This is a genomic window from Neorhizobium sp. T25_13 (assembly GCF_002968675.1).
GTDB lineage: Bacteria > Pseudomonadota > Alphaproteobacteria > Rhizobiales > Rhizobiaceae > Neorhizobium > Neorhizobium tomejilense.
In genome coordinates, this window is record NZ_PVBI01000002.1 from 283,974 (window position 1) to 298,597 (window position 14,624).

The 14,624-nt window shown below is 61.8% G+C and carries 13 protein-coding genes; 5 read left to right on the forward strand and 8 right to left on the reverse strand.

The annotated features are described in order from the left end of the window. Positions 1 to 3 precede the first annotated feature (3 nt). Complete coding sequence (locus C5J22_RS04835; RefSeq protein ID WP_046636587.1) at positions 4 to 687, forward strand: ABC transporter ATP-binding protein; 684 nt, start codon at positions 4 to 6, stop codon at positions 685 to 687. Positions 688 to 1,422: 735 nt separating this feature from the next. Further along, positions 1,423 to 4,908 carry a DNA polymerase III subunit alpha gene (gene dnaE, locus C5J22_RS04840; protein WP_172746547.1) on the forward strand — a complete coding sequence of 1,162 codons (3,486 nt, stop codon included), beginning with the start codon at positions 1,423 to 1,425 and terminating at the stop codon, positions 4,906 to 4,908. 6 nt (positions 4,909 to 4,914) lie between these two features. On the opposite strand, the gene C5J22_RS04845 is transcribed toward dnaE, so the two are convergent. Together C5J22_RS04845 and C5J22_RS04850 are read right to left on the reverse strand one after the other, a co-directional pair. After that, positions 4,915 to 6,285, reverse strand: coding sequence for a L,D-transpeptidase (locus C5J22_RS04845; RefSeq protein ID WP_105437641.1), 1,371 nt, complete (start codon positions 6,283 to 6,285; stop codon positions 4,915 to 4,917). Between the two features lie 108 nt (positions 6,286 to 6,393). After that, positions 6,394 to 7,686: a DNA polymerase IV gene (locus C5J22_RS04850; protein ID WP_046667901.1), complete on the reverse strand. Its 1,293-nt coding sequence runs from the start codon at positions 7,684 to 7,686 to the stop codon at positions 6,394 to 6,396. Positions 7,687 to 7,763: 77 nt separating this feature from the next. On the opposite strand from C5J22_RS04850, the gene C5J22_RS04855 reads away from it, so the two are divergent. Beyond that, a complete protein-coding gene (locus C5J22_RS04855; protein ID WP_105437404.1) occupies positions 7,764 to 8,345 on the forward strand; it encodes a GNAT family N-acetyltransferase in 582 nt (193 codons plus the stop codon). A 3-nt stretch (positions 8,346 to 8,348) separates the two neighbouring features. On the opposite strand, the gene C5J22_RS04860 is transcribed toward C5J22_RS04855, so the two are convergent. Next, positions 8,349 to 8,999, reverse strand: coding sequence for a hypothetical protein (locus C5J22_RS04860; RefSeq protein ID WP_105437405.1), 651 nt, complete (start codon positions 8,997 to 8,999; stop codon positions 8,349 to 8,351). Between the two features lies 1 nt (position 9,000). Continuing rightward, positions 9,001 to 9,309: a DUF3572 domain-containing protein gene (locus C5J22_RS04865; RefSeq protein WP_105437406.1), complete on the reverse strand. Its 309-nt coding sequence runs from the start codon at positions 9,307 to 9,309 to the stop codon at positions 9,001 to 9,003. 132 nt (positions 9,310 to 9,441) lie between these two features. Here C5J22_RS04865 and C5J22_RS04870 point away from each other — a divergent pair, with 132 nt between their 5' ends. Both C5J22_RS04870 and C5J22_RS04875 read left to right on the forward strand, forming a co-directional pair. Beyond that, positions 9,442 to 9,813: a response regulator gene (locus tag C5J22_RS04870; RefSeq protein WP_007765577.1), complete on the forward strand. Its 372-nt coding sequence runs from the start codon at positions 9,442 to 9,444 to the stop codon at positions 9,811 to 9,813. A gap of 16 nt (positions 9,814 to 9,829) precedes the next feature. Further along, the gene (locus C5J22_RS04875; protein WP_105437407.1) at positions 9,830 to 11,200 is read left to right on the forward strand and encodes a PleD family two-component system response regulator; all 1,371 of its coding nucleotides are present in this window, start codon (positions 9,830 to 9,832) and stop codon (positions 11,198 to 11,200) included. A gap of 834 nt (positions 11,201 to 12,034) precedes the next feature. Here C5J22_RS04875 and rpmG read toward each other — a convergent pair. From rpmG to C5J22_RS04895, 4 genes are all read right to left on the reverse strand, one after another. After that, the gene (gene rpmG / locus C5J22_RS04880) at positions 12,035 to 12,202 is read right to left on the reverse strand and encodes a 50S ribosomal protein L33 (RefSeq protein WP_003547442.1); all 168 of its coding nucleotides are present in this window, start codon (positions 12,200 to 12,202) and stop codon (positions 12,035 to 12,037) included. A gap of 91 nt (positions 12,203 to 12,293) precedes the next feature. Continuing rightward, positions 12,294 to 13,478, reverse strand: a complete 1,185-nt coding sequence (locus tag C5J22_RS04885; RefSeq protein ID WP_105437408.1) for an MFS transporter — start codon at positions 13,476 to 13,478, stop codon at positions 12,294 to 12,296. A gap of 10 nt (positions 13,479 to 13,488) precedes the next feature. Further along, on the reverse strand, positions 13,489 to 14,175 hold the full coding sequence (locus C5J22_RS04890; RefSeq protein ID WP_105437409.1) for an NUDIX hydrolase: 687 nt from the start codon (positions 14,173 to 14,175) through the stop codon (positions 13,489 to 13,491). Next, a complete protein-coding gene (locus C5J22_RS04895; protein WP_105401042.1) occupies positions 14,172 to 14,624 on the reverse strand; it encodes a DUF983 domain-containing protein in 453 nt (150 codons plus the stop codon). Before C5J22_RS04895 ends, C5J22_RS04890 begins: the two co-directional genes overlap by 4 nt.

Sequence of the window (14,624 nt, forward strand, 5' to 3'; positions counted from 1 at the left end):
TTCATGGCACCCAAAACCGTCTTGCAGCTCTCGGGCGTCGAACGTCATTATGGCCAGGGCGAGACCACGCTTTCGATCCTGAAGGGGGCTGATTTCGACCTGAAGACCGGCGAGATCGTCGCGCTGGTCGCCCCGTCGGGCACCGGTAAGTCGACGCTGCTGCATCTCGCCGGACTGCTAGAACACCCCGACGCCGGCGAGGTCTTTCTCGCCGGGCGTGCCTGCAACGGACTTCCCGATGCGGAGCGCACCGCGATGCGCCGCAACCAGATCGGTTTCGTCTACCAGTTCCACCATCTCCTGCCGGAGTTTTCCGCGGTCGAGAACATCATGATGCCGCAGCTGATCGCCGGTCTTTCCAAGGCCGAGGCGAAGGAGCGGGCAAGCCAGCTTCTGGACTATATGCGCATCGGCCATCGCGCCGAGCACCGCCCTTCCGAACTGTCCGGCGGCGAGCAGCAGCGCGTGGCGATCGCCCGTGCCGTCGCCAACGCCCCGCGCGTGCTTCTTGCCGACGAACCGACCGGCAATCTCGACCCGAAGACCGCATCCTATGTCTTCGACGCGCTGGAAGCCCTGGTGCGCCAGTCGGGCCTCGCGGCCCTGATCGCCACCCACAACCACGACCTCGCCAGCCGCATGGACCGCCGTGTGACGATCGAGGGCGGCAAAGTCGTCGAGATGTGAGACGCGGACATCTGTGCGGATGGATCCTCGGGTCGAGCCCGAGGATGACGCCTCTGGTGGTGTACTCCGCCCCTTCCTCCGTCATCCTCGTCCTCGGGTTAAACCCGAGGATGGCCCGAGGATCCATCCTCCAGGCGCCGCCCTATCGGGCATATTCGAAACCTCCCCGCCAACCCCATCAAGCACTTAGCCTCCCTCTCATCCCCACCCTCTCGGCCCGTGCCTACAATCTCACCGTTTCGTCGCGGATACACCGGCAGGCGTGCCGGCGAGGCGGGACCGGCGCGGACGTCAAGGGTAAGACGCAAAACCTTGGCGTTCGGGTTCGCGGAAAATGGTCTCGCCTCCGGCGACGCGGGGATTCGGCCGAACCTCACCGTTAACGCCTTGTTTACCAGGTGAGGGAGGATATCGCGATATGTTTGTTTCCGGTCTGTTCTTTTATTGACTCTCAAACAAAATGAGAACAAATTAAAAACATAAGAGAACACGGGAGACGACGATGACTGACCTGCTTCGTGACATTGCCGCATTCGCTTCCATCGCCACCTTCGTGGCCAGCCTCTCCATGATCATGATGGCCATGTGATCGGACACCCAGCCGGTCCCTCTGGCGAAAGGCGTTGAGGAGGGAATTCCGAACTGGACTCTCAAAGCCCTGCGCCGGACAATAGCCTGATTCATGAGATGGTTCCCGCTTCATCAAACGGGCAAGGCGCAGACATGGCAGACAAAATGGACATAAAATCGGGATCGGAAGAGCTGGGAACCAGCCCTCAATTCGTTCACCTGCGCGTCCATTCCGCCTACTCGCTTCTCGAGGGCGCCTTGCCGCTCAAGAAGATCCTCTCGAAGGCGATCGCGGACAATCAGCCTGCGATCGCGATAACCGACACCAACAATCTCTTCGTCGCGCTGGAATTCGCCCAGAAGGCGATCGGAGACGGCCTGCAGCCGATCATCGGCTGTCAGCTGTCGATCGATATGGAAGACCAGTCGGACGAGCGGCGCAACAGCCACCAGCAGCTCGCCAAGCTGCCGGCGATCGTCGTGCTGGCGGCCAATGCCGTCGGTTACGAACGGCTCGTCGACCTGATCAGCCGCGCCTATCTCGGCGACGAGGGGCATCAGTCCATCCATATCAGCCGCTCCTGGCTGGAGGACGGCGGCACCGAGGGGTTGATCGCGCTGACCGGGGCCGGAAGCGGGCCGGTCGATATGGCTCTGAAGGAAGGCAATGCTACGCTTGCCGAAGCGAGGTTGCTGAAACTCAAGGAGATATTCGGCGATCGGCTTTACGTCGAACTGCAGCGCCACGGCGCCTACGATCGGCGCCACGAGCACAAGATCGTCACGCTCGCCTACGACCACGACCTGCCGCTGGTGGCGACCAACGAGGCCTTCTTTCCCACCAAGTCCGAGTTTGATGCCCATGACGCGCTGATGGCGGTGGCCCATAATGCGATCGTCTCGGACGACACCCGGTTCCGCCTGACGCCGGACCATTATCTGAAGAGCCGCGCCGAGATGGCAAAGCTGTTCGCCGACCTGCCGGAGGCGCTCGAAAACACCGTCGAGATCGCCCGGCGCTGCTCTTTCGTGCTGAAAACCCGCAATCCGATCCTGCCGCGCTTCACCGGCGCCACCGACGATCCGGCGGAAGCCGAACGCGCCGAGGCGGAGGAGCTGCGCCGCCAGTCCGTGGAAGGGCTCGAAGAGCGCATCGCGACGCTCGGCATGACGCGCGGTTATACAGAACAGGATTATCGCGACCGGCTGGATTTCGAGCTCAGCGTCATCGAGAAGATGAAGTTTCCGGGCTACTTCCTGATCGTTGCCGACTTCATCAAATGGGCCAAGCAGCAGGGCATCCCGGTCGGTCCCGGCCGTGGTTCGGGTGCGGGCTCGCTGGTCGCCTATGCGCTCACCATTACCGACGTCGATCCGCTGCGCTTCTCGCTGCTGTTCGAACGTTTCCTCAATCCCGACCGCGTCTCGATGCCGGACTTCGACATCGACTTCTGCCAGGATCGCCGTGAAGAGGTGATCCGCTACGTGCAGCAGAAATACGGCCGCGAGCAGGTGGCGCAGATCATCACCTTCGGCTCGCTGCAGGCGCGCGCCGCGCTTCGCGACGTCGGCCGCGTGCTCGAAATGCCCTATGGCCAGGTCGACAAGATCTGCAAGCTGGTGCCGAACAACCCGGCCAACCCGACGCCCCTGTCGAAGGCGATCGAGGAGGATCCGAAATTCCAAGAGGAGGCCGACAAGGAGCCCGTCGTCGCCCGCCTTCTCGATATCGCCCAGAAGATCGAAGGCCTCTATCGCCACGCCTCGACCCACGCCGCCGGCATCGTCATCGGTGACCGGCCGCTGTCGAAGCTCGTGCCGATGTATCGCGACCCGCGCTCGGACATGCCGGTCACCCAGTTCAACATGAAATGGGTGGAGCAGGCGGGCCTGGTGAAGTTCGACTTCCTCGGCCTGAAGACGCTGACCGTGCTGAAGACCGCGGTCGATTTCTGTCGCAAGCGCGGCATCGAGATCGATCTCGCCAAGATCCCGCTCGACGACACCAAGACCTACGAGATGCTGTCGCGCGGCGAGACGGTCGGCGTGTTTCAGGTGGAAAGTGCCGGCATGCGCAAGGCGCTGATCGGCATGCGGCCGGACTGTATCGAGGACATCATCGCGCTCGTGGCGCTTTATCGTCCGGGCCCGATGGAAAACATTCCGACCTACAATGCCCGCAAGCACGGCGAGGAGGAGATCGAATCGATCCATCCGACGATCGACCACCTCCTGAAGGAGACCCAAGGGGTCATCGTCTACCAGGAGCAGGTCATGCAGATCGCTCAGGTGCTGTCGGGCTATTCGCTCGGCGAGGCCGACCTGCTGCGCCGCGCCATGGGCAAGAAGATCAAGGCCGAGATGGACCAGCAGAGCGAACGCTTTGTCGATGGCGCCATCAAGAACGGCGTCTCCAAGCCGCAGGCCAACAACATCTTCGAACTGCTGGCAAAATTCGCCAACTACGGCTTCAACAAAAGCCATGCCGCGGCCTACGCGATCGTTTCCTACCAGACCGCCTTCATGAAGGCGCATTATCCGGTCGAGTTCCTCGCCGCCTCCATGACCTACGATATGTCGAACAGCGAGAAGCTGAACGATTTCCGGCAGGATGCCGGCCGCCTCGGCATCGCGGTCATTCCGCCGTCGGTGCAGACCTCGTTCCGGCATTTCGAGACCGGCGACAACCGGATCTATTATGCGCTGGCCGCCATCAAGGGCGTCGGCGAGTCTGCGGTCGATCACATTACCGAAGTGCGCGGCGATATGCCGTTTGCCAGCATCGAGGACTTCTGCCTGCGGATCGATCCGAAACAGGTCAACCGTCGCGTCATGGAAAGCCTGATCTCGGCGGGCGCCTTCGATTGTTTCGGTCGAGATCGCGCCGAATTGAGCGGCGGCCTCGATCGCATCATCGGTTATGCGCAGCGCGCGCAAGGGGAGAAGGTCAGCGGCCAGCACGACATGTTCGGCTCGTCCTCCGCCTCCGGGCCGGAAACGTTGATTTTTCCGTCGTTTACCCCCTGGATGCCGTCCGAAAAGCTGATGCGCGAATATCAGGTGCTCGGCTTCTATCTCTCCGCCCATCCGCTCGATGCCTATGCGAGCGTGCTTGCCAAGATGCGCGTCCAGAACTTTGCTGACTTTTCCGCCGCCGTGAAACAGGGCGCTACCGCCGGCCGGCTGGCCGGAACGGTGACCGGCAAGCAGGAGCGCAAGACCCGCACCGGCAACAAGATGGGAATCGTCACCTTCTCGGATGCCACCGGCCAGTTCGAGGCGGTGCTGTTCTCGGAAGGGTTGGCGCAATATCGAGACCTGCTCGAACCCGGCAAGTCGCTGGTCATCACCGTGCAGGCGGAAGAGCGGCCGGAAGGCATAGGCCTGCGCATCCAGACCGCCCAGTCGCTCGAGGAAAAGTCGGTGCAGATGCAGAAGGCGCTGCGCGTCTTCGTGCGCGATTCAGGCCCGATGCGCGCCGTCGCGCGGCACCTCAACGCCCGGGGCGACGGGCTGGTGTCCTTCGTGATCATCAAGGATGACGGCAAGCGGGAAATCGAGGTGGAGCTGACGGAAAAATACCGCATCTCGCCCGAAATCGCCGCGGCGCTGAGGACCGCGCCGGGCGTTCTCGATGTCGAGCTGGTCTAGAAGACTTTAATAGAGGCCGTAGGCGCGCGGCTTCGCCGCCGTCCGCCGCTGGTTGACCGGCTGCGGCCTGGTGATGGAGGCCTGCGCTTCAGCCACCCGCTGCACCGGCTGGGTGACGGTGATGAAATCGGTGCCGTCGCCGGTATCCTGGCCGATGCCCTGGTCGTTGATCGTCAGAGACGAGCCGTCGCTGATCAGCGTCTCGATCCGGTCGCGAATGTCGGCCGGCATTTCGATGCGGTTGAGAGCCTGCGCGGCGGCGCCCGGCGCGTAGGGATCGTCGGCGACGGTGATCCCGAGCCGCTGCTTCATCGCAGCGCTGAGGCCGTTGGGAACCGTGACGCTGTGCCATTCGGCCGTCTCTTCCTTGCGCTCGACCTTGTCGACGCTGAAGAAATGCGTGCCGAGCGCGATTTCGGGATCCTTGATGCCGACCGGAGCCTCGAACAGCGGCTGGAAATTCTGGCGCACCATGATCTGGCCCATCGGCGGACGCGGCTTGCCCGCGGTTTCGTAGAGAGACGCCAGGAATTCCGGCGTCACCAGCGCGCCCTTGGGCGACAGGTTCTTCCAGCGCTTGAAGCCGGCAATCGCGCTGCGGGTCATCGGACCGGCGAACCCGTCACCGCCGCCGGTGTCGAACCCGAGCTGCTGCAGCAGGATCTGGGCATCCATCAATGTCTCGCGCTCGCCGCGGCGGGTGATGAGGATGCGAAGCGGTGCGACATCCTCTTTCGCGGCCTCGACCGGTTGGGTCGGAGCCGGCCGCGCGTCGGTCGTCGGATGGACGATCGAGGGATTGTTCGGAACGACGTTCATCGCCACTTCGACCGGCTTCGAACTGCTGCCGATCGACGAGGTCCGCAGTTGGACATCGGAAAGCAGCGGTCCTGTCGGCAGCGGCTTGCGCGGCAGGAACAGGTTGGCGTTCTCGATCAATTGCGGCACGACCGGCGCATCCGTGATGATCACATGCGCGCCGCGCTCGGTCATCTGGAAGAGCGACTTGGCAAATGCGCCCGGCATGCGCACGCAGCCATGCGAGGCCGGATAGCTCGGCACGCTGTTCGACTCGTGAAGCGCGATGCCCGACCAGGTGAGGCGCTGCATCCACGGCATGGGCGCGTTCGAATAGAGGTTGGATTCGTGATATTTCTGTTTTTCGAGGATCGAGAAGATCCCGCTCGGCGTCGTGTGGCCTTGCTTGCCGGTCGACACCTTGGAGGTGGTGAGGACCGTTTCGCCGTCATAGACGACAAGCGACTGCTTGTCCTTGGAAACGATGATCTGCAGCGTGCGGGCACCTTCCGCAAAAGCCGCATGCGACAGCATGGTCGCAGACAAAAGACCTAACCCGAACACCAGGCGACGCAACATGACCGACCCCATACGCAATACAAGACCCGCATATTAGCGCATGAGGTTTAAGGAAGGTTATCCGCACCGCGAGTAGTTTTAACGTTATGGTTAATAACGGATCACATTTCATTGATCCCGTCGGCGGTTCCCGAAAGTATATCCGGTCTCGACCGCGGCCTTGCCGAATTTGTCGCGCAGCTTGTCCATCGCCGCTTCCGCAGCCGCCCGCCGGCCGGCCTGGCGGTCAACGAGGTCGGGCGGATCGGCAAGTGTCGGATCGCCGAGATCGGTGACGCCGATGCCCAGCAGGCGGAATTTGGTGCCGTCGGTCTCGCGCTCCATAAGTGACAGCCCGGTGCGAAAAATGCGGTCGGCGAGCTGGGTCGGGTCCTCCAGCCGCTTGTTGCGGGTGCGGCTCTTGAAGTCGGAGGTCTTCAGCTTGAGAACGACGGTCTGCCCGGCAATGCCGTGTTTCTTCAGCCGTGCCGAGACCTTTTCGGAAAGCCGCCGCAGGATCGGCACGAGGTCGTCATAGCTGGAGATATCGTCGAAAAAGGTGGTCTCGGCCGAAACGCTCTTGGCCGCGTCGTTTACATGCACTTCCCGGTCGTCGATGCCGCGCGAGAGGCGATAGAGCCGCTGGCCCATCGAGCCGTAGCGGCGCATCAGGTCGGCTTCCTGCATGGTCTGGAGCTGGCCGATGGTGCGGATCCCGTCTGCCTCCAGCGTTGCGTTGAACGCCTTGCCGACGCCCCAGATCGTGGTGACGGGCCGCGCTGCCAGGAATTCTAGCGCCTCTTCCTGCCCGATCACCGAAAAACCGCGCGGCTTCTGGAGATCCGAGGCGACCTTGGCGAGAAACTTGCAATAGGAGAGGCCGACCGAAACGCTGATGCCGATCTCGTCCTGCACTCGCTTGGCGAACTTGGCGAGAATTCGCGCCGGCGGGGCGTGGTGCAGCCGTTCGGTGCCGGCGAGTTCGAGGAAGGCCTCGTCGATCGACAGCGGCTGAACCAGCGGCGTCAGATCGTGCATCATGGCGCGCACCTGTCGCCCCACTGTCACATATTTTTCCATGTTCGGTGGAATCACGACCGCGTCGGGGCAGAGTTCCAGCGCCTTGAACATCGGCATCGCCGAGCGCACGCCGTTGATGCGAGCGATATAGCAGGCCGTCGAGACGACACCGCGTTTGCCGCCGCCGATGATCACCGGTTTGTCTGCAAGCTCCGGATTGTCGCGTTTTTCGATCGTCGCATAAAAGGCGTCGCAATCGATATGCGCCAGCGTCAGCGCGTAGAGTTCCTTGTGATAGACAAGACGCGGGCTGCCGCAGGCGCGGCAACGGCGCACTTCCGCCTTCTGCTCAGCAAGGCAGTCGCGACAGAAGCCGGGTGTCTTGTCAGGCGTGGGCGTCATGGCAGAGAACAAAGGTTGAACACCGCGACGTTAAAGCCTAAGCTCGTGAGTCACAAGGTACGGTGTGGAGGTTTGGCGTGGATATCGATCTTCGTTTCGAGCCCGTGACGGCAGAGCGCTGGGGGGATTTCGAAATGCTCTTCGGCCCGCAGGGTGCCTTCTACCACTGTTGGTGCGTCGCTCTGCGCCTGCCGCATGCGGTGCGCACCAGGATGCAGCCGCAGGAGCGGAAGGATCATATCCACGACCGTATAAATGCTGGTCCGCCGCCCGGCATTCTGGCCTACGCGGATGGCGGGCCGGTCGCCTGGGTACAGGTCGGACCGCGCCATGATGTGCCGCAGTTCAATTCGCCGCGCACCGTCTCGCGCCCGCTGGAGGAGGGGGATGCAACCGATCCCTCTGTCTGGGCGGTCAGCTGTTTTTTCCTGACGCCGAAGCTCAGGGGCAAAGGGCTGAGCCACCGCCTGCTGTCAGGCGCCATCGACTATGCACGCCAGATGGGAGCGCGGTTCGTCGATGCCTGTCCGATCGATCATGTGAAGCAGTCGAAATCGGTGACGCTGTGCATCGGCTCGACGGCGATCTTCGACGCCGCCGGCTTCCACGTGGTGGAGCGCCGCAAGGAGGGACGACCGCTGATGCGGCTGGAACTTTAGATGTCAGGCGGCTTTGGACTGGATATGGGTATAGATCAGCCCGGCGGCATGGGCCCAGTCCATCGCCCTGGCGATACCTTCGTCCGGTTTCGGCGCAAGCAGATGCAGGGGCGAGTCGGGCATCATGTGGAGGACGAGGCATTCGGCGACATGATCCCGCACCGAGTGGAGATTGTGTGCCATGTCGTCGATGAAGACCGAGGGCAGGGGACGTCCGGCATGCAGGCGCTGCATGATCGGACCCTTGGGCTCCTCGCTGGCGATCAGTGGGAAGGTGAGGCCGATCTGGTCGAGAAGCCGGCGGCGGTGGTCGCGATAGCGCGGAGGCATAGCGGTAAGGAACACCACGTCCGCATCCTCCGACAGCGTCTGCAGTGTCTGGACGACAAATTCGGTCGGGATCTGCCAGTTTTCCTGCGCCTCGAAAAAGGCTTCGATCAGCCCCCGCACCTGCACAGGCTCGAGCGCCGTCTGGGTCTCGACGGAGACGATATTGCCGGTAAGGCGGAAGGAACGTGGGCGCAGTTCGTGACCTTCACCGCGCAGAAAATCCTGAAAGGGGGCCACGAAGTGCAGCACCACATCGTCGATATCGCAAACGACGAGCGGCCGGTCGCCGAGGCGCACATGGGAAAGGTCGAGGATCTCGCTCATCTCAATAGTCGCCGGAACCGAGCCCTGGACCGGAATATTGCTGCCAGGCTGCTGCCACTGTCTCGGGCTTTGTACCCGTCGCCTCACAGAAGGCGAGCAGGGTCGGCTCGTGCCCCATCAGGAAATCGATCATGCCGGCGAGAAAGCCGGGATCGTTTACCGCATTGCGCAGCTGGTTGGGCTGTACGCCGGAAAGGGCGAGGAATCGGCCCAGCATGTCGGGTTCGTTGGCGAGCCATCCGAGAATGGCGCCTGCCGTCTCTTCCGCCTTGGCTTCGTTGCTTCGAGCATTACCGGGTTCGCGCCGCATTGTCCGCCGAGTTACCTCTTTTTCAACTAAATGGCTTTACCGTGCCTGATAGGCGCTCTGTGGAATCGGCCGTTCCGGGAGCTTATATACTGAAGGCACTCATGCAAGCCGGGATTTAAGGAACGGATCGCTATGCCCAAACGGGTCATGATCGTCGAGGACAACGAGCTGAACATGAAGCTCTTCCGCGACCTGATCGAAGCATCGGGATACGATACCATCCAGACCCGCAACGGTATGGAAGCGCTTGATCTTGCACGCAAACATCGCCCCGATCTGATTTTGATGGACATCCAGCTGCCCGAGGTTTCGGGGCTGGAAGTCACCAAATGGCTGAAGGAAGACGATGAATTGCACGTCATTCCGGTGATCGCAGTGACCGCCTTTGCGATGAAGGGCGACGAGGAACGCATTCGCCAGGGCGGTTGCGAGGCCTACGTCTCGAAACCCATCTCGGTGCCGAAGTTTATCGAGACGATTAAAACATATCTCGGCGACGCGTGAAAACGGGACGGACCTCATGACGGCGCGGATACTGGTAGTCGACGATATTCCAGCGAATGTGAAGCTGCTCGAAGCCAGGCTTCTGGCTGAATATTTCGACGTCCTGACCGCCGACGACGGCTACAAGGCGCTGGCAATCTGCGACAGCACGCATGTGGACCTGATCCTGCTCGACATCATGATGCCCGGCATCGACGGTTTCGAAGTCTGCGAGCGGCTGAAGGCCAATCCGCGCACCGCCCATATTCCGGTCGTCATGGTCACCGCGCTCGACCAGCCTTCGGACCGCGTGCGTGGCCTGAAAGCCGGTGCCGACGATTTCCTGACCAAACCGGTCAATGACCTGCAGCTCATTTCGCGCGTGAAAAGCCTGGTGCGGCTGAAGACGCTCAGCGACGAACTGCGCATCCGCGCCGACACTGCCAGCAATATCGGGCTGGAAGACATGCTGAAGGGTGCCGACGGCCGCGAAGAGACGGCCCAGGTCCTGCTCGTCGATGGCCGCGCGAGCTCGCAGGAGCGCATCATCAAGGCGTTGAAGCCGGTTGCCGGCGTCATTGCCATGTCCGATCCGCAGGCGGCACTTTTCGAGGCGGCGGAGAGCCCGGTCGATATGGTGATCGTCAACGCCAATTTCGACGAATACGATCCGCTGAGGCTCTGCTCGCAGCTGCGCTCGTTGGAGCGCACCCGCTTCCTGCCGTTGCTGCTGGTGACCGAGATGGGCGCCGACGATTTGATCGTGCGAGCGCTCGACCTCGGCGTCAACGACTATATCGTACGCCCGATCGATCCGAACGAACTCGTGGCCCGCGTGCTCACCCAGATCAAGCGCAAGCGCTACAACGATCGCCTGCGCATGAGCGTCCGCCAGACGATCGAGCTTGCCGTCACCGACGGGCTGACCGGCCTCAGCAACCGGCGTTATCTCGACAATCACCTCAAGGTTCTGTTCAATCGGGCTACCGCACGCTCCAAGCCGCTGTCCGTCTGCATCACCGATATCGACCGCTTCAAGTCGGTCAACGACGCCTACGGTCACGATGCCGGCGACGAGGTACTGAAGGAGTTCGCAGCCCGCGTCCGCTCGACCGTTCGGGGAGCCGATCTTGCCTGCCGTTACGGGGGTGAGGAGTTCGTGGTCGTCATGCCCGATACCGACGCTACGTCGGCCGGAGCGATTGCCGAGCGGCTGCGCAGCATCATCGAGAGCCAGCCGTTCCATTTGAAGACGGCGGGTATCATGCTCAATATCACCGCCTCGCTCGGCCTCGCCTGCAGCACGCAGGGCGCCGAAACGCCGGAACAGCTGCTGAAGCAGGCCGATCGCGCGTTGTATGAAGCGAAAAACGGCGGGCGCAACCGCGTGGTTGCCGCAGCCGCGTAGAGAATCAGCAGATCCTGAAATTCCTCTCCGCCTTCGCCGAACGGCGAAACACCGAGAAAAAAGCACCCGGTCCCCAGTTATTTTTGGGTGGAACCTAACTTTTTGCAGGTGCTAATTAATGGAAGAATTTCATGAACAGCTGTCAGTTAACGGGACTGCTGCAGCGCATTCAAGAAATTTCGTATGTATCCGCGCACTCTCAAATTTGCCTGCAGAGAATAGCTATTTGTATTGGCTTTGAGTTTTTTGCATGGCTGAGAAGATAGACAGTGCTCGCCAAGGATGTGCTTGAAACTGAGAAGGCATTTCTAAGAGCTAGATCAAAGTAAGCATACAAGGCGCCGGGAGTAACTTCGGATTTATGCCAGGAAAATCGAAAAAATGTGAGTAGCGGCCGCGGATTTTAACCAACAACAGTGAAGGATCCGGTTGGAGATTAAGATTGTGTTGATTTTCTTTTCGTTTTGCGCAATTTTGGCCCCGACCAGACAGTGTACCCGAAATGGTACATAGATACCCCATGATGCTCAGGTCCGCCGCATCTCCTGGGTCGTGGGGTCGGTCGACCGGCAGGCATACCAAAGCGGTTCCTCGTGCCGTGATTGCAGGCTGGTCGACCCCCATTTGAAAGCGCCGCTTCCAGTCTCTGGGGCGGCGCTTTTTCATTTCTACGCAGCTTGTCCCGCTCTGGATCACTCGTCTACCGCAACAGCCCGAAAATCGGTTCCGATTTCCGGAAAGCCCACGGCAATGGGAGAATGCTGGGTAAAGCCCAAAAGAAAAGGCGCCTGGCCCTATCGGCCGGCGCCCTTCGACAACCCTCGGATCAAGGCCTTACTTGATCTTGGTTTCCTTGAACTCGACGTGCTTCTTGGCGACCGGGTCGTACTTGGTCTTGGTCATCTTGTCGGTCATCGTGCGGCTGTTCTTCGTGGTGACGTAGAAGAAACCGGTGTCAGCCGTCGACAGCAGCTTAATCTTGATGGTCGTAGCTTTCGCCATGGTGTTCTGCCTCTAAGAAAAAATGAAGCCGCGGACGCGGGTTGGGTCCACGGCGAAATCTGGCGCGAAATTACAAATCGCGCCCGAAAAGTCAACTCCGTTTTGACCGGAAAAGCATTCGGCAGATGGAAACCAGCACATAGAAGCCAAAGAATCCCGCCAATGCCCAGGCAAAACCGTCATTGCCGGCGATATCGATGGCCGCGCCGATGCCCTGTGGGCCGGCAACCGTACCCACCGCATAGCAGAAGATGAAGGCTGCGTTGGCGGCGGCAAGGTCGGCTCCGCTGAGCCGCGATCCCAGATGCGCCAGGCCGACGGTATAGAGGCCGGAGACGCAACCGCCCCAGAAGAACAGCACCACGGCCATCATGATCCAGTTCTGGATCAGGAAGGGCAAGGCAAGCGATCCCGCGACGCCAAACACCGCCATGGCGGTCAAGAGTGGCCGCCGATCCCTCAGCTTGTCGGAATAGAGGCCGAGCGGGATCTGGAAGGCCATATTGCCGATGCCCATCACCGTCAGCAGCAGGGCGGCCTGCTGCTCGGTCAGAGCAGACCGAATCGCATAGATCGGGAACAGCGACAGTCCGCCCGCCGAAACCGCGCCGAAGGCGAATACCGCCGCCGTCGCTGTCGGCACAAGGAAGATGTAGTGGAAGAAGTGCCGGTCCGGCTTGGTATCCAACACGGGGCTTTCATTGCGGGCGATGAAGATCGGGATGATCGCCAGCATGATGATCGCCGCGCCGACCAGGAAGGGCAGGACGCCGTCGCTGCCGAGCGCAGAGAAGAGCAGGGGGCCGATCGCGAAGCCGATGGCCAGCACCGTGGCATAGATGCCGAGAACGAGCCCACGGCGCCGGGGAGGGGCCGCCTCGTTGATCCAGAATTCCGAGAGGATGAAGAGTGTCGTCGTCGCGCCGTGGAAGGTGAAGCGCAGCGGGAACCACATCCAGAAGGCATCCGCGTAGAAGAAGCCGATGGCGCTGACTGCGGCGACGAGCACCGCGAACATCATCGTCCGCGCGACGCCGTAGTCGTGAGCGATCTTGGTGGTGATCGGCGCGGCGGCCATGGAGGCGACGCCGGCCATGGCGGCGTTGAGGCCGATCAGTGTGGAGGAAATTCCGCGCTTTTCAAGAATGATGCTGAGGAGCGGCAGGCCGAGGCCGATGGCAATGCCCACTGCGCTGATGGCGGATATGGCGGCGATCAGCGACGGCCAGTGAATCTTGTCGACATGGCCGTTGGCGTCTGTCGTCGGCTGAGCCATTCAATATTCCTTACAGTCGGCTGCGGACGAATCGTCCATGACGCATGAAGTAGAAGGACACCGGGCTTCCAAACGGTAAAGACGGATCGGAGACCATCAGGTTTTTCACGTCCTCCAGAACCGCCTGCGTGATGCGCGGGAGTTTCAGACCCGAAAGCTCGGCAATGTCAAGCCAGCGCACGTCCTGAAGTTCGCTTGAGTCGCCCAGGCGCGTCATGTCGAAGGGAGTTTCGTCGGCGAAGGTGAGAAAGAAGCGCGTATCGTAGCGCCGGACATTGCCTGGCGGCGTGATGGCGCGGGCGACATAGCGCAGGCGGGAGAGGTCGGCAGCGCTGCCGCCGGCAAGCCCGGTCTCCTCCTGGAGTTCCCTGAGGGCCGCGAGCGCCAGTGCCCGGGCCCGGGCCGAGGTCATGCGGGCGGTGGTGCCTGCCGCCAGCTTTTCGAAGACGAGCGGATCGAGGTCGGCGCCGAAGGGAAGGGCATGGTCGCGAGGGTCGCGCTTGCCGCCCGGGAACACGTAGACATCAGGCATGAAGACATGGCCGCTGCCACGCCGGCCCATGAGGACGCGGGGAGCCACGTCCGAGCGATCGATCAGGATCAGGGAAGCTGCGTCCTTGGGCGTCACGCCGGGCACACGCGCATGCTTCGGCGCGTCCATAGCGAACGGAGCCTGTTCCTCGGCAGACGATGTCATGCGATCGGTCCGCCCCGGCCTGGATCGACGGCTTCGTCGTCCGTGCCATTGAAGCCGTGCATCTTCAGCGCCCATTGGAAGCCGATGACGCCGCCCTTGATCGGCTGGATAGTCAGAAGCGCCGCGAGGATCGCCAGCGGCACCCAGATGGCGAGATGCACCCAGGGCGAGACCCGCAGCGTCATGTCGGTCAGCATGTAGCCGGTCATCAGCACGTGGCCGACGACGACGATCACCAGATAGGCCGGCAGGTCGTCGGCGCGGTGATGATGGATTTCCTCGCCGCAGACGGCGCAGGTATCGACCGGTTTGAGGAACGCCCGGAACAGGCGGCCGGTGCCGCAGGCAGGACAGGTGCAGAGCAAGCCCCGCCTGATGGAGCGGCCGAGCGGCCTTTCGGCCTCCTGTGCGCCACCGTATCGGACCGTCTGTTCGTCCTGCTTCTGCAT